Origin of the sequence: Caballeronia zhejiangensis (genome assembly GCF_022879815.1) — a bacterium.
Lineage (GTDB): Bacteria > Pseudomonadota > Gammaproteobacteria > Burkholderiales > Burkholderiaceae > Caballeronia > Caballeronia zhejiangensis.
The window spans coordinates 41,692-59,358 of record NZ_CP084283.1 but is presented as its reverse complement, the minus strand read 5'-3'; the positions used below and the strand labels follow the sequence as shown (position 1 = coordinate 59,358).

18 protein-coding genes are annotated in these 17,667 nt (G+C 62.8%); 7 read left to right on the top strand and 11 right to left on the bottom strand.

From position 1 onward, the window contains the following. Positions 1 to 71 precede the first annotated feature (71 nt). The 4 genes from LDZ23_RS00275 to LDZ23_RS00260 all read right to left on the bottom strand — a co-directional run bounded on the left by LDZ23_RS00275 (position 72) and on the right by LDZ23_RS00260 (position 4,309). Complete coding sequence (locus LDZ23_RS00275; RefSeq protein WP_008351994.1) at positions 72 to 1,649, bottom strand: methyl-accepting chemotaxis protein; 1,578 nt, start codon at positions 1,647 to 1,649, stop codon at positions 72 to 74. A 443-nt stretch (positions 1,650 to 2,092) separates the two neighbouring features. Continuing rightward, positions 2,093 to 2,635 carry a response regulator transcription factor gene (locus LDZ23_RS00270; protein WP_008351997.1) on the bottom strand — a complete coding sequence of 181 codons (543 nt, stop codon included), beginning with the start codon at positions 2,633 to 2,635 and terminating at the stop codon, positions 2,093 to 2,095. 45 nt (positions 2,636 to 2,680) lie between these two features. Next, positions 2,681 to 3,979: an ATP-binding protein gene (locus LDZ23_RS00265; protein WP_008351999.1), complete on the bottom strand. Its 1,299-nt coding sequence runs from the start codon at positions 3,977 to 3,979 to the stop codon at positions 2,681 to 2,683. Between the two features lie 108 nt (positions 3,980 to 4,087). Beyond that, complete coding sequence (locus LDZ23_RS00260) at positions 4,088 to 4,309, bottom strand: cysteine-rich CWC family protein (protein WP_008352000.1); 222 nt, start codon at positions 4,307 to 4,309, stop codon at positions 4,088 to 4,090. Positions 4,310 to 4,451: 142 nt separating this feature from the next. On the opposite strand from LDZ23_RS00260, the gene argB reads away from it, so the two are divergent. Both argB and LDZ23_RS00250 read left to right on the top strand, forming a co-directional pair. Beyond that, positions 4,452 to 5,351 (top strand): acetylglutamate kinase, encoded by a 900-nt coding sequence (gene argB / locus LDZ23_RS00255; RefSeq protein ID WP_008352001.1) that lies wholly within the window; start codon positions 4,452 to 4,454, stop codon positions 5,349 to 5,351. 61 nt (positions 5,352 to 5,412) lie between these two features. Next, positions 5,413 to 6,165 carry a pyrimidine 5'-nucleotidase gene (locus LDZ23_RS00250; RefSeq protein WP_008352002.1) on the top strand — a complete coding sequence of 251 codons (753 nt, stop codon included), beginning with the start codon at positions 5,413 to 5,415 and terminating at the stop codon, positions 6,163 to 6,165. Here LDZ23_RS00250 and LDZ23_RS00245 read toward each other — a convergent pair. Further along, on the bottom strand, positions 6,151 to 6,471 hold the full coding sequence (locus LDZ23_RS00245; RefSeq protein ID WP_008352003.1) for a type II toxin-antitoxin system RelE/ParE family toxin: 321 nt from the start codon (positions 6,469 to 6,471) through the stop codon (positions 6,151 to 6,153). The two genes, LDZ23_RS00250 and LDZ23_RS00245, sit on opposite strands and share 15 nt — an antisense overlap. 134 nt (positions 6,472 to 6,605) lie before the next feature. Further along, positions 6,606 to 6,749 (bottom strand): type II toxin-antitoxin system prevent-host-death family antitoxin, encoded by a 144-nt coding sequence (locus LDZ23_RS34915; RefSeq protein WP_326929447.1) that lies wholly within the window; start codon positions 6,747 to 6,749, stop codon positions 6,606 to 6,608. A 304-nt stretch (positions 6,750 to 7,053) separates the two neighbouring features. On the opposite strand from LDZ23_RS34915, the gene metX reads away from it, so the two are divergent. From metX to LDZ23_RS00220, 4 genes are read left to right on the top strand one after another with little or no spacing between them, the layout of a single operon-like run. After that, positions 7,054 to 8,199, top strand: coding sequence for a homoserine O-succinyltransferase MetX (gene metX / locus LDZ23_RS00235; RefSeq protein ID WP_008352005.1), 1,146 nt, complete (start codon positions 7,054 to 7,056; stop codon positions 8,197 to 8,199). Then, the gene (metW, locus tag LDZ23_RS00230) at positions 8,196 to 8,804 is read left to right on the top strand and encodes a methionine biosynthesis protein MetW (RefSeq protein WP_008352006.1); all 609 of its coding nucleotides are present in this window, start codon (positions 8,196 to 8,198) and stop codon (positions 8,802 to 8,804) included. Before metX ends, metW begins: the two co-directional genes overlap by 4 nt. Positions 8,805 to 8,849: 45 nt before the next feature. Beyond that, on the top strand, positions 8,850 to 10,136 hold the full coding sequence (locus LDZ23_RS00225) for an AmpG family muropeptide MFS transporter (protein WP_008352007.1): 1,287 nt from the start codon (positions 8,850 to 8,852) through the stop codon (positions 10,134 to 10,136). Continuing rightward, entirely contained in the window at positions 10,133 to 11,047 is a 915-nt protein-coding gene (locus LDZ23_RS00220; RefSeq protein ID WP_008352010.1) for a M48 family metallopeptidase, read from the top strand. The genes LDZ23_RS00225 and LDZ23_RS00220 overlap by 4 nt, the downstream gene beginning before the upstream one ends. A gap of 1 nt (position 11,048) precedes the next feature. Here LDZ23_RS00220 and LDZ23_RS00215 read toward each other — a convergent pair whose 3' ends face one another. From LDZ23_RS00215 to gatC, 5 genes are all read right to left on the bottom strand, one after another. Next, positions 11,049 to 11,834: an exodeoxyribonuclease III gene (locus LDZ23_RS00215; protein WP_008352012.1), complete on the bottom strand. Its 786-nt coding sequence runs from the start codon at positions 11,832 to 11,834 to the stop codon at positions 11,049 to 11,051. A gap of 21 nt (positions 11,835 to 11,855) precedes the next feature. Beyond that, positions 11,856 to 12,695, bottom strand: a complete 840-nt coding sequence (locus LDZ23_RS00210; protein WP_008352014.1) for a PPK2 family polyphosphate kinase — start codon at positions 12,693 to 12,695, stop codon at positions 11,856 to 11,858. Between the two features lie 77 nt (positions 12,696 to 12,772). Next, positions 12,773 to 14,242 (bottom strand): Asp-tRNA(Asn)/Glu-tRNA(Gln) amidotransferase subunit GatB, encoded by a 1,470-nt coding sequence (gatB, locus tag LDZ23_RS00205; RefSeq protein ID WP_008352016.1) that lies wholly within the window; start codon positions 14,240 to 14,242, stop codon positions 12,773 to 12,775. 2 nt (positions 14,243 to 14,244) lie between these two features. Next, positions 14,245 to 15,750, bottom strand: coding sequence for an Asp-tRNA(Asn)/Glu-tRNA(Gln) amidotransferase subunit GatA (gene gatA / locus LDZ23_RS00200; protein WP_008352018.1), 1,506 nt, complete (start codon positions 15,748 to 15,750; stop codon positions 14,245 to 14,247). A gap of 56 nt (positions 15,751 to 15,806) precedes the next feature. Beyond that, positions 15,807 to 16,106, bottom strand: a complete 300-nt coding sequence (gene gatC, locus LDZ23_RS00195) for an Asp-tRNA(Asn)/Glu-tRNA(Gln) amidotransferase subunit GatC (protein WP_008352020.1) — start codon at positions 16,104 to 16,106, stop codon at positions 15,807 to 15,809. Positions 16,107 to 16,482: 376 nt separating this feature from the next. Here gatC and LDZ23_RS00190 point away from each other — a divergent pair, with 376 nt between their 5' ends. Then, on the top strand, positions 16,483 to 17,526 hold the full coding sequence (locus LDZ23_RS00190; protein WP_004189550.1) for a rod shape-determining protein: 1,044 nt from the start codon (positions 16,483 to 16,485) through the stop codon (positions 17,524 to 17,526). Positions 17,527 to 17,667 lie beyond the last annotated feature (141 nt).

Sequence of the window (17,667 nt, the reverse complement as noted above, 5' to 3'; positions counted from 1 at the left end):
TACGGAGCGGGCTCTCGGGTGGCAAGCGAGCCGATATTACGACCGTTTGGCCGTCGCATGCCCGCGACGCGTCACACTTTTCCCGCGCCGGAGACGTCGCGCTCCAGCTCGAAAACCGCGACCGCGCTCTTCAATTGCTCGGCCTGATCGGCCATCGCGCCCGCCGCGGCGGCGGCCTGTTCGACGAGCGCCGCGTTCTGCTGCGTCACCTCGTCCATCTGCGCGACCGCACGATTCACCTGCTCGATGCCCGCGCTCTGCTCATGCGATGCCGACGAAATCTGCGCCATGATGTCCGTCACGCGCTGCACGGCCTGCGTGACTTCGGCCATCGTCGCGCCGGCACGCTCGGCGAGCGCCGCGCCGCTGTCCACGCGCGCCGTCGACGCTTCGATCAGCTCCTTGATTTCCTTCGCCGACGTCGCGCTCCGCTGCGCGAGCGAGCGCACTTCGCCCGCGACCACCGCGAAGCCGCGCCCTTCCTCGCCGGCGCGCGCCGCTTCCACGGCCGCGTTCAGCGCGAGTATGTTCGTCTGGAACGCGATGCCTTCGATCACCGCGATGATGTCCGTCATGCGCTTCGAGCCCGACGCCAGTTCGCGCATGTTGTCGACGACCTCGCCCACGAGCTCGCTGCCGCGCGCCGATACATCCGACGCGCCGCGCGCGAGCCCGCTCGCTTCGTCCGCGTTGCTCGCGTTCTGCCGCACGGTCTGCGTGAGCTGCTCCATGCTCGACGCGGTTTCTTCCAGCGACGCCGCCTGCTCTTCCGTGCGCTGCGACAGATCGGTGTTGCCCTGCGCGATTTCGCGCGATGCGTACAGGATCGAATCGCTCGAATGCCGAATCCCGCCGACGATGTCCGCGAGCTTCGCGCTCATGTTGCCGAGGCTCGCGAGCATGCTGCTGTCGTCACCGGGACGCGTGGCGACGCGCGTCGCCAGATCGCCGCGCGCGATGCGGTCGGCGATATCCGCCGCGTACGCCGGCTCGCCGCCGAGTTGCGCCGACAGACGCCGCCCGATCAGCACCGCGAGCAACGCGCCCGCGACCATCGCGCCGAACACGAGCGCGAGCATCACGACGCGCATCGTTTCATACTCCGATGCCGCGCTGCTGCGCGCCTCGGTCGCGCGCTTGCGCTTGAAGTCGGCGAGACGCTCAAGCGATTCGCGCGCCTTCTCGCTCGCGGCGATCGCGCGCGCGATGAGGCCCATCTGATCGACGTCGACGGGCATCGCTTTCTTGCCCATCTGCATCAGCACGATGTCTTCCCACGCGGCGACGGACTTGCTGGCCGCATCGTAGAGCGCGAGGCTTTCTGCCGAGCGCATCGTCGGGCGCATGCGCTCGAACGCGCGGTGCATGCTGTCGAGCGATCCGGCCATGCCTTCCTTCAGCTTTTCCTTGCCGGCATCGTCGGCGAAAGTGAGGTTGGCGGCGGCGAGGTCCGTGTTGAGCTTGTGCTTGTTGATTTCCTCGACCCAATAGAGGCCGTCCATGTGACGGTCGCCGATTTCCTCGATCAGGAAGTTCATCTTCGCGAGCGAAACCACGCCGGTGGCGCCCACGCACGCAGTGAACAGAATCACGACCGCGAAAGACAGCAAAAGCTTGCTGAGCACGGACAGGCGGTCAAACCATTTCATCGAAGTCTCCTCTTTCACGCCCCGCGGACGACGCCCGCGGACGGCGCGGCGCAAACTTCGGTTCGCGCACAGAGTGGCTTTACGGCGCTCGCTGCAAAATTCTTGAGCGCGTATGAAGGAGATAACGCCGGCGAAATGGACGCTGAAACGAGGACGAAAGAACCGCGAAAGCTCGTCCGAAAGAAATCCGCAAATTGCTGCTAAGTAGCAGACAACCTAAGCAAATTCCTAATTGGGAATTTTCTGATTTGGGCGTCCAACGCTGCAACGTATGCTTTGTCCATGCGTGTTCCATGTACGCGCATGTCGTTGCAACTCTCCGATTTCCGCCCTTGGCACCCGGCTTGGGCGGTTCTTTTTTTTGGGCGCCCGTTTTCGTCGATGCGATTTTCGAACGCATCGATATCGAATCGACGCCCGAGCTTCCTCGGGCGTCATCCGCCTTACTGCCGCACCGGTTTCTTCGCCAATTTGCGCTGCAGCGTGCGCCGATGCATGTTGAGCGCGCGCGCCGTCGCGGAAATATTGCCGTTGTTCTCCGCCAGCGCGCGCTGGATGTGCTCCCATTCGAGCCGAGCAACCGAAAGCAGCGTCGGGTTCTCGATCGCCTCTTCGGCCGTCTGCTCGCTCGCCTGCTCGTGCAGCGCGGAAAGAATCGACTCGACGTTCGCCGGCTTCGCGAGATAGTTGTCCGCGCCGTCCTTCACCGCCTGCACGGCCGTCGCGATGCTCGCATAGCCGGTCAGCACGAGAATGCGCGCGTCCGGTTGCAGGTCGCGCAGCGGCGCGACGAGGCGCAGGCCGGAATCGTTGCCCAAGTGAAGATCGACGGTGATCATGCCGAATTTGTGCTGGTTGGCGAGCTTCAGCGCTTCGTCCGCATTGTGTGCCTGATGCGGCGTGAAACCGCGCCGTGTCAGGCCGCGGGCGAGAATGCCGGCAAAGACTTCATCGTCGTCGATGATCAGGAAGTTGGTATCGCTCATGTGTTTCTTCTCCAAAATGCCGCTCGCGTGCGCCTGAGTTCGAGTTCAGGCCGCGCCGCTTCGTTCAGTTCTTGCCGTCTGCGCGGGCGCCGCCACCGCGCCGCGATTCGGCAGGCGCAACACGGCGCACGTGCCGCGCGGCTTGCCGTCGATCAGTTCGATCGAACCTGCGAGCCGCGCCGCCGCCGCGAACGCCAGATATAACCCGACGCCGTGTCCGCCCTGCGTGCTGTCCACCGGTCCGGCGCCCAGCGTGCCGCGCAGCGCGGCAGGAATGCCCGGACCGCGGTCGCACACGTCGAAGCGCACGTAATCCAGTTCGTCGACGGTTTCCGCCGACGCCTGCAGCGTCACCGATTCGCTGCTCGCGCGCGCGGCGTTGTCGAGCAGGATCGTCAAAATCTGTCCGACGGCGACGGCATCGTCGATCGATGCATCCGCGGGCGTCCGGTCGATTTGCGCGAATTTCACCTGCGGATGCCGCAGACGCCATTGCTCGATGAAACTCGACAGCCACTCGTCGAGCGCCTGGCGGCTCGACGGCCCGGTCGCGCGGCTGCGCAGGCGCGCGAGCGCGGACGTGCACAAAGCCATCTGCTGTTCGAGCAATTCGAAATCGGCCGCGTAGGGCGCGAGGTTCTTGTCGTGTGCGGCGGAATCGCGCAATTCCTCCGACAGCATCGCGATGGTCGAAAGCGGCGTGCCCATTTCGTGCGCGACGGTCGCCGCCTGCACGCCGAGCGCGACGGCCCGTTCATCGCGAAGATGACGCTGCTGCGCGTCGGCGAGCGCGGCGTCGCGCACGCGCAGCGCCCGCGACATGCGCGCGACGAACCAGCCGATCAGCACAACGCTCACCATGAAGTTGACCCACAGGCCCGTGCGGAAATAATCAAACAGATTGGCCGGATTCTCGATGTTGAGCGGCACATAGTTGTAACTAAGCAGCGCGTAACAGGTGACGGCGAAGAGCGCGAGGCAGGTCATCATCGTCCACGGCAGGACGGCGGCGGCGATCGCGAGCGACGGCAGATAAAGCGTGACGAACGGATTGGTCGCGCCGCCGGACAGGAATAGCAGCGCCGACAGCGCGCCGAGGTCGACGAGCATCTGCCCGAACAGTTCGAGATTGGTTTCCGGACGCGCCCGCGCGACGCGCATCCAAGTGAGGCCGTTGAAGACCATTTCGAGCGCGATGACGAGCAGCATCGCGGGCAGCGGAAGCTTCGCGCCGAAGAATATCTGGACGACGGCGATGGTCGTCAGCTGGCCGATGATCGCGAGCGAGCGAAGCCAGAAAAGATGACCGAGATTGACCCGTCCGGTGTTGGTTATGCGATGCATCTGATTGAGTGCGTGTTAGCGCGTGCGCGCTCCGTGCGACATTATCCCGTTTGCATCCCGCCTGCTGCGACATCTGGCGCGATTTGTCGCACCTCGGCACGCGCTCTGCTAACTGGAAGTCGTGCCGCGCCCGGCTTCCGTTGTGAGACACGCGGGACACAGACAACGAATGCCGGGCCGCAATCGATCCAGCGGCAACGCGGGCAGCGACGCGCACCAGCACGACGCATCGCCCGCGAGCGCGCCGCAGCGAAACGTCGCGCCGCAGCGTTCGCAAACCTGCGCGCCCGGCGCTTCGCGTTCGTTCGTTTCCGTGGATGGGTTCATCATCTTGTCATCAATGCCGAAACGATGATCGCACGCCGGAACGCCCGCCGGAAAACGTGGCGCGACCGCGGCAATTCGTCCTGCCGCGGAGCGTCGGTCCTGTACAATTCGGCGTGTTTAAACGCTCCTCGCCTCATTTGCCGCCATGTCCGAGCTACCCGACCTCACGCAAATCGCGCCGACCCTGAAGGCTGAAATCCTGGCCGAGGCGCTGCCCTACATCCGTCAGTATCACGGCAAGACGGTCGTGATCAAATACGGCGGCAATGCCATGACCGAAGAGCGCCTTAAGCAGGGCTTCGCGCGCGACGTCATTCTGCTGAAGCTCGTCGGCATCAATCCGGTGATCGTGCATGGCGGCGGCCCTCAGATCGATCAGGCGCTGAAGAAGATCGGCAAGCAGGGCACGTTCATTCAAGGCATGCGCGTCACCGACGAAGAGACAATGGAAGTCGTCGAGTGGGTGCTCGGCGGCGAAGTGCAGCAGGATATCGTCACGCTGATCAATCACTTCGGCGGCCACGCGGTCGGTCTGACCGGCAAGGACGGCGGCCTGATCCACGCGCGCAAGCTGATGATGCCGGACCGCGACAATCCGGGCCAGTTCATCGACATCGGTCAGGTCGGCGAGGTCGAGGCGATCAATCCGGCGGTCGTCAAGGCGCTGCAGGACGACGCGTTCATCCCGGTCATTTCACCGATCGGCTTCGGCGAAGACGGCCTCTCGTACAACATCAACGCGGACCTCGTCGCGGGCAAGCTCGCCGTCGTGCTGAACGCGGAGAAGCTCGTCATGATGACGAACATCCCCGGCGTGATGGACAAGGAAGGCAATCTGCTCACCGATCTCTCCGCGCGCGAGATCGACGCCCTCTTCGCCGACGGCACCATCTCCGGCGGCATGCTGCCGAAGATTTCGTCCGCGCTGGATGCCGCGAAGAGCGGCGTGCGCTCGGTGCACATCATCGATGGCCGCATCGAACATTCGGTGCTGCTCGAAATCCTGACCGAGCAGCCGTTCGGCACGATGATCCGCTCGCATTGAGCTTGTTCCCTTGCTAAAGACGCCCGCCTTCGCGCGGGCGTTCTTACGATAACGGCGCACGATGACCGCGCAACGCATTTCCCGCCGACGCCGCGTCAAGACGCGCGGCCCCGTCTGGCTCTTCGATCTCGACAACACGCTGCATCACGCGTCGCACGCGGTGTTTCCGGCGATCAATCGCGGCATGACGCAGTACATCATGGATCGCCTGAACGTCGACGTCGACGAGGCGAACCGGCTGCGCGTCGGCTATACCGTGCGTTACGGCGCGACGCTGCTCGGGCTCGTGCGGCATCACGGCGTCGATGCCGCCGACTTCCTGCACGAGGTGCACACGTTTCCCGATCTTGCGTCGATGCTGCGCGCCGAACGCGGCCTCACGCGCATGCTGCGCGCGCTGCCCGGACGCAAGATCGTGCTCACCAACGCGCCGACGCTCTACGCGCGCACGGTGCTCGCGGAACTGGGCATCGCGAAGCTGTTCGAGCGCGTGATTGCCATCGAAGACATGCGCAGCGGCCACCATTGGCGCGCCAAGCCGGATGCGCCGATGCTCCGCCACGCGATGCGCCGCGCGCACGTGCGTCTCGAGGACGCGATTCTCGTCGAGGACACGCGCGGGCATCTGAAGTCGTATCGGCGGCTCGGGATTCGCACCGTGTGGATCGTCGGACATCTGCCGGTCGCGAAAACGTCGAACGGCGGGCTGTCGATTCGCAAGCCCGGTTCCGGGCGGCCGCACTATGTGGATCGCACGGTGCGCTCGCTGCGCGCGCTGACGCAATCGCGCCGATTGCCGCTACATCCGAAATAAGCGGCGCGCGAGTATGTCTTCGAGGTCCGAGCGTGCATCGACGACGAGATGCACGTAAATCGTGTCGCCATCGACCTTGTAGATGATGCGGTTCGTGCCGCTCGGCACTTCGTAATAGCCCGACATGCGAAAGTCGACGAGCTCGGGCGGCGTCGAGCCGTTGCGCGGCGCGGCTTCGATCTCGGCAATGGTTTCCGCGAACTTGTTGCGCGTAGCGGCCCACGCCGTGCCGCCGAACTTGTTGATGACATAGCGCCGGAAATCCTGCAGATCCCGACGCACCGGATCCAGGAAAACGGTCTTCATTTGAAGCCTTCCTCGCGGTCCATGCGCTCGATCTCGGCGAAGACATCGCCGGCGCTCACGCAGTGGCCGGCTTCGATGGTCTTCTGTCCCATCGCGAGAATCTTCAGCAAGGCAAGCGTCTGATGCAGGTCTTCCTAGGACTGCACATCCTGCACGACAACCCTGCCTTCACCGTTCTGCGTGATGAGCATCGGCTCGCGGCTCTCGACGATATTGCGGATCATCTCGGCCGCGCGGCTCTTCAGGTGACTGAGCGGTCTGACCCGGCTCGGTTTCATGTCCTTTCCTCGGGACGACGAGGCGATTAGACAATATAGACGCTAAAGCGGGCCGCATCCAAGGCGCGGCAGATGGCGGCATTATTGACGGCGTTATGACGTTTTCCGCTATACTTCCCCGCTAACGAGATTTTCTCGAACATGAACAGTGCGCCGATTTGCTGACTCGATTGCGGGCGCGCGAACCTCAGTGATCTTTCGCGGGGTTCACTATAAATGCGGCTAAAGAGGTCGTCAGCCGCGCTCGATTTCTCAGGCAGCGCATCGCCGACACCGTTTAGCCGCCAGGTCAAAGGCGGAATGAATGGAATCGATCGGCATCGTCACTCCCCAAACAATGCGCTTCACCGAGCCGCTGCGGATGCAGAACGGCTCGTCGCTCGGCGACTACGAACTCGTCGTCGAAACCTATGGCGAACTGAACGCCGCGCGCTCGAACGCCGTGCTCGTGTGCCATGCGCTGAACGCGTCGCATCACGTCGCCGGCATTCACGCCGATAACCCGAAGAACGTCGGCTGGTGGGACAACATGGTCGGCCCCGGCAAGCCGCTCGACACGAACCGCTTCTTCGTCATCGGCGTGAACAATCTCGGCTCGTGTTTCGGCTCGACCGGACCGATGAGCATCGACGGCGCGACCGGAAAACCGTATGGCGCGAGCTTTCCCGTCGTCACCGTCGAGGACTGGGTGAACGCGCAGGCGCGTCTCGCGGACCGCTTCGGTATCGAGCGCTTCGCGGCCGTGATGGGCGGCAGCTTGGGCGGCATGCAGGCGCTCGCGTGGAGCATGATGTATCCGGAGCGGCTCGCGCATTGCATCGTGGTGGCGTCGACGCCGAAGCTGTCCGCACAGAACATCGCGTTCAACGAGACGGCGCGCTCCGCGATCCTCTCGGACCCCGACTTCCACGGCGGCGATTACTACGCGCACGGCGTGAAGCCGCGCCGCGGCTTGCGCGTCGCGCGGATGATCGGCCACATCACGTATCTGTCGGACGACGACATGGCCGTGAAATTCGGCCGCGCGCTGCGCCGTGCCGAAGGCGCGCTCGACGCGTACAACTTCAATTTCGATGTCGAATTCGAAGTGGAGTCGTATCTGCGCTATCAGGCCGACAAGTTCGCCGAATACTTCGATGCGAACACGTATCTGCTCATCACGCGCGCGCTCGATTATTTCGATCCCGCGAAAGCCTTCGACGGCGATCTAACGAAAGCGCTTGCCAATACATCGGCGAAATATCTCATCACCAGCTTTACGACCGACTGGCGTTTCGCGCCGGCGCGCTCGCGCGAGATCGTGAAGGCGCTGCTCGACAACAAGCGCACGGTGAGCTACGCGGAAATCGACGCGCCGCACGGCCACGACGCCTTCCTGCTCGACGACGCGCGCTATCACAATCTGATGCGCGCCTACTACGAACGCATTGCCACGGAGATCGGCGCATGAACCAGCACACTCTCGATTCCCTCGCGCTGCGCTCGGACTTTCGCGCGATCGCCCGCTGGGTCGAACCGCGCTCGACGGTGCTCGATCTCGGCTGCGGCGACGGTTCGCTGCTGTCGCTGCTCGGTGAAGAACTGGAAGTGAAGGGCTACGGCATCGAAATCAACGATGCCGGCGTGCTCGCGTGCGCGCAAAAAGGCGTGAACGTGATCCAGCAGAATCTCGAAGACGGCTTGCGTCTCTTCGAAGACGACAGCTTCGACTTCGCGATCCTCTCGCAGACGCTGCAGACGATCCATCAGACCGCCGCGATCCTGCGCGAAACGGTGCGCGTCGGACGCGAATGCATTGTGTCGTTTCCGAATTTCGGTTACTGGCAGCATCGGCTTTCGGTGATTCAGGGACGCATGCCGGTGTCGAAATCGCTGCCTTATCAATGGCACAACACGCCGAACGTGCGCGTGCTCACGATCAAGGACTTCGAGGCGCTCGCGCCGGAAGTGGGCATCGAGATTCTGGATCGCGTGGTGCTGCACGGCGGGCAGTCGGTCCGTTGGGGCGCGAACTGGCGTGGTAGTCTTGCGGTCTATCGCGTGAAGCGCCGGTAACATCGACCGGCGGGTTCCCGCATCGACAACCGCCCGTTATCTGACATGCCCGATACGCCACACGAGGCGCCCGCTCTAACTGCTCACGAAGATCATCCCGGATGGCGCGCGTTCCTCAACAAGCGCATCCTCATTTGCGTCTTTCTCGGCTTTACGTCCGGATTGCCGCTCTTCACGCTTTATAGCCTGTTGCAGGCGTGGCTCACGACCGCGCACATCAACGTCAAGGAGATCGGTCTCTTCGCGCTGATCGGACTTCCGTACACGTGGAAATTCGTCTGGTCGCCGCTGATGGACCGTTTCATTCCGCGCTTTCCCGGCTGGAGTCCGGGCAGGCGGCGCGGCTGGATGTTCGTCACGCAAGTGCTCGTGATGATCGCGATCGGCTCGTTCGGCTTCTTCTCGCCCGAGCAGAATCTCTGGGCCGTCGCCGCGATCGCCGCGCTCGTCGCGTTCTTCAGCGCGAGTCAGGATATCGTCATCGATGCCTATCGCCGCGAGCTCCTCGCCGACACCGAACAAGGGCTCGGCAACGCGGTGCACGTCAACGCATATAAGGTCGCGGGACTCGTGCCCGGTTCGCTGTCGCTGATTCTCGCGACCGTCCTGCCGTGGAAAAGCGTCTTTCTGATCACCGCCGCGTTCATGCTGCCGGGGCTCATCATGACGCTCGTCGTGAAGGAGCCGCAGATTCATGGCGCGCCGCCGAAAAATCTGCGCGAGGCGATCGTCGAGCCGTTTCACGAGTTCGTCACGCGTGACGGCTGGCGCGCGGCGCTGCTCGTGCTCAGTTTCATCTTCCTGTACAAGCTCGGCGATACGATGGCCACCGCGCTCGCGACGAAGTTCTTCATCGACGTCGGATTCTCGCTCGCGCAGATCGGCGTGATCGCGAAAGCGGTCGCGTTCTGGGCGAGCATCGCGGGCGGCTTGCTCGGCGGCATCGCGCTCGTGAAGATCGGCATTGCGCGCGGATTGTGGATCTTCGGCATTCTGCAGATCGTCGCGACGCTCGGCTTCGCATGGCTCGCGAAGATCGGGCCGTCGCCGTTCGCGCTCGGCGTGCTGTACGGCTTCGAAACCTTCGCGACGGGTCTCACGCTCGCGACGTTCACGGCGTATATCGCGAGCACGACCGACCCGCGCTACACCGCGACCCAATTCGCGCTCTTCACGAGCCTCGCGGCCGTGCCGCGCACCTTCGCGGCGGCGGGCAGCGGCTACATCGTGAATGAAACCGGCTGGTTTCCGTACTTCATGATCTGCGTCGCGCTGTCCATTCCGGGCATGTTACTGTTGCCCAAGATCGCGCCCTGGAGAATTCGACGATGACGGTTTCTTTCAAGCTTCGCGCCTTGGTTTGCGCATGGACATGGGCGTCGCTCGCCCCTTCGTCCGCGTATGCCCAGGACGAACAAAAGACGCCGCCGCCGTACTCCGCACCGAACAACCAGATCCGTTTCGGCAATACGGCGCTGTTTCGCAACCTGATTGCGCCCGCGACGCTCGAAGCGCAGGCCGCCGACGAATACGCGCAGGTCATCCACGATGCCGAGCGCAACAAGACGCTGCTCCCCGATACCAACCCGCTCGTCAAACGCGTGCGCGATATCGCGAATCACGAGATTCCGTTCGCGCTCAAGTGGAACGATCGCGCGAAGAGCTGGAAGTGGGAGATCAACGTCATCAAGTCGGCCGACGAGCGCATGGTCTGCCTGCCGGGCGGGAAGATCGTCGTGTACAGCGGGCTGATCGACAAGCTGCATCTGAACGACAACGAGATCGGCATGATGATCGGCCATGAAATCGCGCACGCGTTGCGCGAGCATGCGCGCGAGCGGCTCGGGCGGCAGCAGGCGGCGCAGCTCTCGTCGAACGGCATGCCGCAGCTTTTCGGCTTTTCGAATTACGCGTCGCAGCAGCCCGATATCGGCGATGAACTGCTGACGATGCGCTATTCCCCCGCCGACGAAACCGAAGCCGACGTGATCGGCAGCGAGATCGCGTCGCGCGCGGGCTACGATCCGCGCGCGGCCGTCACGTTGTGGAACAAGATCGATTCGGGCACGCGCCGCGCGGACGATGGCTTCATCTGGCTGCATCCGTACGGGCCAGATCGCCGGCAGGATCTGCTCAAACGCATGCCGGACATGATGCCGCTCTATGCGAAGGCGGTCGGCAAGACCATCGATCAGTTGCCGAATTACGCCGGGATGGGGCGGTTCAAGAAGAGCGGGCGCTAGCTCACTTCTTCTTCGCGATCTTCCAGTCGTAATCGATCGTCAGCGGCGCGTGGTCGCTGAACTTGATATCCCGGAAAATCGACGTCTTCTTCGCGGTCGCGGCGACTTCCTTCGTCGCGATCTGATAATCGATACGCCACCCGACGTTCTTCGCATACGCCTGGCCGCGATTGCTCCACCACGTATATTGCTCGGGACGCTGATCGAGCGTGCGGAATACATCGACATAACCGACGTCGTCGAAAAGCTTCGTGAGCCACGCGCGTTCTTCGGGCAAACAACCGGAATTCTTCTGGTTGCTCTTCCAGTTCTTGATGTCGATTTCCTTGTGCACGATATTTACATCGCCGCACAGGATGACTTCGCGCTCCTTCGAAAGCGCGTCCAGATGCGGCATGAACTCGTCCATGAAGCGATACTTCGCCTGCTGACGCTCGTCGCCGCTCGAACCCGACGGCACATACACCGACACGACCGACAACTTGCCGAAACGCGCTTCGACATAGCGCCCTTCCGGATCGAACTCTTCCGAACCGAAGCCGATGATCACGTCATCCGGTTCGTGGCGCGTGTACAGACCGGCGCCGCTGTAGCCCTTCTTCACCGCGTGCTGGAAATAGCCCTGGAAACCGTGCGGCGCGAGAAATTCCGGCGTCAGATCGTCCTGCGAGCATTTGATTTCCTGAACGCACACGACGTCGGATTTCTGCTCTCCGAACCAGTCGAAGAAACCTTTCTTGGCGGCCGAACGGATGCCGTTGAGATTGGCGGTTATCACGCGAAACATGTTCTTCCTTTTTGATCTTGATTATTCGACCTTCACGCCCTTCAGCGATTCTTTCGCCGGCGGGAATTCGAGCTTCATGTCCTGCATCGTGCGCAACAGCAGCTCTGCGACCATCACGTTGCGATGCGTCTTCGAATTGCCCGGAATGATGTACCAAGGCGCGTAATCCGTCGATGTCGCCGCGAGCGCGTCGGCGTATGCGCCCTGATAGTCGTCCCATTGCTTGCGCGCTTCGAGGTCGGAGACGTCGAACTTCCAGTGTTTCGTCGGATCGTCGATGCGCGCCTGCAGTCGCTCGCGCTGCTCGTCCTTCGAAATGTGCAGGAAGCATTTGACGATGGTCGTGCCGCTGTCAGCGAGCAGCGCCTCGAATTCGCGAATATGCCGATAACGCCGTTCGCATTCGTCGGCATCGATCGACCTCAACACGCGCGGCACGAGCACGTCTTCGTAGTGACTGCGGTTGAAGATCGCGAATTCGCCGGCCATCGGCGCCTGCGCGTGCACGCGCCACAGAAAATCGTGCGCGGCCTCGCGCTCGGACGGCGCGCGAAACGGCACGATGCGCAAGCCGAGCGGATCGACATCGTGAAACACCGCGCGCACCGTGCCGTCCTTGCCGCTCGTGTCCATGCCCTGCAGCACGAGCAGCACGCGCCGGCGGCGCTGCGCGTGCAGTTTCTCCTGAAGATCGTCGAGCTGCACGCCGATCGCCGTGAGACGCTCGCGGTCGATGTCCTTCGTGCCGCTGGAAAACGGCTTCGCGGACGGATCGATCGCGCTCAGGTCGAATGGCTTGCGCTTCTTGCCGGCGTCGAAGAAAGGCACACGGAAGTCGTCGAGTTCGGGTTTTTTTGCCATATTTTTGTGATCACCAAAAAGAAAGGCCGTCGCCTAGCTTAACCGGCAACGGCCCTGTCTTTCACGCACCGAAACAATCAGCCGAGTTTCTTCTTCAAAAGCTCGTTCACCTGCTGCGGATTCGCCTTGCCCTTGGTCGCCTTCATCGCCTGACCGATCAGCGCGTTGAACGCCTTCTCCTTGCCCGCGCGGAATTCCTCGACCGACTTCTGGTTTGCAGCAAGCACCTCGTCGATGATCGCTTCGAGCGCGCCGGTGTCGGAAATCTGCTTCAAACCCTTCGCGTCGATGATGCGATCCGCGGCGGCATCGTCGGTCGCCTTCTCTTCCCAGATCGTCTGGAAAATGTCCTTCGCGATCTTGTTGGAGATGGTGCCATCGGCGATGCGCTGAATGATGAGCGCGAGCTGCGCAGCCGATACCGGCGATTCGCTGATATCGAGCGATTCGCGATTCAGTTGCGCGGAGACGTCGCCCATCATCCAGTTCGCGGCGATCTTCGCCTGGGCCGCGCCCGCCTTCTGCACGAGCGCTTCGAAGTAGGACGCCATCGCCTTCGACGAAGTCAGCACGCCCGCGTCATACGGCGTCAAACCGTACGTGTCGACGAAACGCTTCTGCATGTCCGCCGGCAGCTCGGGCATCTCGCCCTTCACGCGATCGATCCACGATGCATCGATCACGAGCGGCATCAGATCGGGATCGGGAAAATAGCGGTAATCGTGCGCGTCTTCCTTGCTGCGCATCGAACGCGTTTCGCGCTTGTCCGGGTCATAAAGACGCGTTTCCTGAACCACCGTGCCGCCGTCTTCGATCAGCTCGATCTGACGGCGCACTTCGTACTGGATCGCTTCTTCGAGAAAGCGGAACGAGTTCAAGTTCTTGATCTCGGCGCGCGTGCCGAATTCCTTCTGGCCGACCGGGCGCACCGAGACGTTCGCGTCGCAACGGAACGAGCCTTCCTGCATGTTGCCGTCGCAGATGCCGAGCCACACGACGAGACCGTGCAGTGCCTTCGCATACGCGACCGCTTCCGCGGCGCTGCGCATTTCCGGCTCAGTGACGATTTCGAGCAGCGGCGTGCCCGCGCGGTTCAGGTCGATGCCCGTCATGCCCGCGAAGTCTTCGTGCAGCGACTTGCCTGCGTCCTCTTCGAGGTGCGCGCGCGTCAGGTTGATGGTCTTCTCGTACGCTTCCTTGCCCGCCTTCTCGTTGGCCGGCACCTGAATCGTGATCTGCCCGCCCTGCACGACCGGAATCTCGTACTGGCTGATCTGATAGCCCTTCGGAAGATCCGGATAGAAGTAGTTCTTGCGCGCGAAGATGCTGCGCGGCGCGATGTGCGAACCGATCGCGAGACCGAAGCGGATCGCGCGCTCGACGGCGCCGCGGTTCATCACAGGCAACACGCCGGGCAACGCGAGATCGACGGGACTCGCCTGCGAATTCGGGCTCGCGCCGAACTGCGTGGGCGCGCCGGAAAAAATCTTGGAGACGGTGGAAAGCTGCGCGTGCGTTTCCAGACCGATGACGACTTCCCACTGCATGTTCACACTCCCGATGCCAATGTCGATGCAGGTGCCTTGCGGTGCCAGTCGGTCGCGCGCTGATAAGCGTCGGCGACCTGGAGCATCCGGGCTTCGTTGAAATAGTTGCCGATGATCTGCAGACCGACCGGCCGATTCGCATTCGCGCCCGCGCCGAAACCGCACGGCACGCTCATGCCGGGCAGGCCCGCGAGGCTCACGGAAAGCGTGTAGATATCGGCGAGATACATCTGCACGGGATCGTCGGCCTTCTCGCCGAGATTCCACGCGACCGACGGCGCGACCGGTCCCATGATGACGTCGCACTGCTTGAACGCTTCCTGGAAATCGCGCGCGATGATGCGGCGAATCTTCTGCGCCTGCAGGTAGTACGCGTCGTAATAACCGTGCGACAACACGTACGTGCCGACGAGAATCCGCCGCTTCACTTCCGGCCCGAAGCCTTCCGCGCGCGACTTCTTGTACATGTCGAGCAGATCGCGGTACTCGGCCGCGCGATGCCCGTAGCGCACGCCATCGAAGCGCGACAGATTCGACGATGCCTCCGCCGGCGCGATGATGTAGTACACGGGAATCGAAAGCTCGGTCTTCGGCAGCGACACTTCGACGAGCGTCGCGCCGAGCGCTTCGTATTGCTTCAATGCGGCGTCGATGGACGCGCGCACGTCGTCGGCGAGACCCGTGCCGAAATACTCCTTCGGCATGCCGATGCGCAGGCCCTTCAGCGGCTTGCCGGCATCATCGCTGCCGTTCCACGTCTTGCCGAGATAGCGCGTGTAGTCTTCGTTCTCGCGTTGAAGGCTCGTGGAATCGCGCTCGTCGAAGCCGCCCATCGCGTTCAGCAGCAGCGCGCAGTCGTGCGCCGTTTGCGCCATCGGGCCGCCCTGATCCAGCGACGACGCGAACGCGATCATTCCATAACGCGAAACGCGGCCATACGTCGGTTTGATGCCGGTGATGCCGGTGAACGAAGCGGGCTGGCGGATGGAGCCGCCGGTGTCCGTGCCGGTCGCGGCGGGCGCGAGACGCGCGGCCACGGCAGCAGCCGAACCGCCCGACGAACCGCCCGGCACGGCCTTCATATCCCACGGATTCTTCACCGCGCCGAAGTACGAATTCTCGTTGGACGAGCCCATCGCGAACTCGTCCATGTTGGTCTTGCCGAGCGTGACCATACCGGCTTTCGCGAGGCGATCGACGACGGTCGCATCGAACGGACTCGAATAGTTTTCGAGCATGTGCGAGCCGGCGGTCGATGTCCAGCCGCGCGTGACGAAGACGTCCTTGTGCGCGATCGGCAAGCCGGTGAGCGCGCCCGCGCGGCCTTCGCCGATGAGCGCGTCGGCGGCTTTCGCCTGTTCGAGCGTGAGCGCGGCGTCGACGCCGATGAACGCGTTCAGTTCCTTCGCGCCCTCGATGCGCCGCAGATACGACTGCGCCAGTTCGACCGCGGATACTTCCTTCGAGTCAAGCGCGGCGCGCAGTTCGGTCAAGCTTTTCTGATGCATTGCAGTTTCCTGATGAGCGCGGTGTGAATCACGCGCTGACGCTGAATGTTTGATGCTTATTCGATGACTTTGGGCACGAGATAGAGCCCGTCTTGCACGGCGGGCGCGCAACGCTGGAACTCTTCGCGTTCGACACGCTCTGAGACAGCGTCGTCACGCAGACGCAGCGCGACTTCCTCGATCTGCTCGATCGGGTGCGCGAGCGGTTCGATGCCGGTCGTGTCGACGGCCTGCATCTGCTCGACGAGACCGAAAAAATCGTTGAGCCGCGTGAGCGTGGGCTCGGCTTCGTGGTCGGGCAATTCGAGCCGCGCGAGGTGCGCGATGCGTTTTACGTCGGTCAGGGTCAAAGACATGGATTCACCGGAGAAAGCGTGGACAGCCTCAATCTCGAAAACTTTCGCTGCAGCAGCCAGTTGCGATCTTGAAAGGAGCCCTCGGAAACAGGTCTGGCGATGGCAAAAACTGCCATCCTTTTCCTATAGATACCCACAAATTATAAGGTATCATTACACGTTCGACTCACCTCTGGAACGGCTTGTCGGCGGCTTTCTCCCGCATTTGATGGATTCCGAGAAACGTTTGCGTCCAGCGTTCCGTTCTGCAGTAGATTTCTTCCCGGATTTGCCCTTCCCGGCGAGCGTTCGCCGCCCCGGCAAACCGTTATTTTTTCCGCTGCCGTCCCCGGCGCTCCTCGCGACGAACGGCCACCCAGCGAGACAGGATTTTTGAATGTTCGGTTTTTTGCGCAGCTATTTCTCCAACGACCTGGCGATTGACCTCGGCACCGCCAACACGCTGATCTACATGCGCGGCAAGGGCATCGTCCTCGACGAACCCTCGGTCGTTTCGATTCGCCAGGAAGGCGGCCCCAACGGCAAGAAGACCATTCAGGCGGTCGGCAAGGAAGCCAAGCAGATGCTCGGTAAAGTGCCGGGCAACATCGAGGCCATTCGCCCGATGAAGGACGGCGTGATCGCCGACTTCACCGTCACCGAGCAGATGATCAAGCAGTTCATCAAGACCGCTCACGAATCCCGCATGTTCTCGCCGTCGCCGCGCATCATCATCTGCGTGCCGTGCGGCTCCACTCAAGTCGAGCGCCGCGCGATCAAGGAAGCGGCACACGGCGCGGGCGCCTCGCAGGTCTATCTGATCGAAGAGCCGATGGCCGCGGCAATCGGCGCGGGCCTGCCGGTTTCGGAAGCAACGGGCTCGATGGTCGTCGACATCGGCGGCGGCACGACGGAAGTCGGCGTCATCTCGCTGGGCGGCATCGTGTACAAGGGCTCGGTGCGCGTCGGCGGCGACAAGTTCGACGAGGCCATCGTCAACTACATCCGCCGCAACTACGGCATGCTGATCGGCGAGCAAACAGCCGAAGCCATCAAGAAGGAAATCGGCTCGGCGTTCCCCGGCTCCGAAGTGAAGGAAATGGAAGTCAAGGGCCGCAATCTGTCGGAAGGCATTCCGCGCAGCTTCACCATTTCGAGCAATGAAATTCTCGAAGCGCTGACCGACCCGCTGAACCAGATCGTGTCGTCGGTGAAGATCGCGCTCGAACAGACGCCGCCGGAACTCGGCGCGGACATCGCGGAGCGCGGCATGATGCTGACGGGCGGCGGCGCGCTCCTGCGCGACCTCGACCGCCTGCTCGCGGAAGAAACCGGCCTGCCGGTGCTCGTCGCCGAAGATCCGCTGACTTGCGTGGTGCGTGGCTCGGGCATGGCGCTCGAGCGCATGGACAAGCTCGGCAGCATCTTCTCGTACGAGTGATCTGCTGCTTCGGGCGTCCGGATATCGACGCAACGCCGAAGCACGCTTGCAAGCACCCGCGTAACGCGACGCGCGCATGGCCCGGCCTCTGTCCGGGCCGTTGTCGGAACAGCGTAGGGCAGGTTTCGCCGCCGGCGAAGT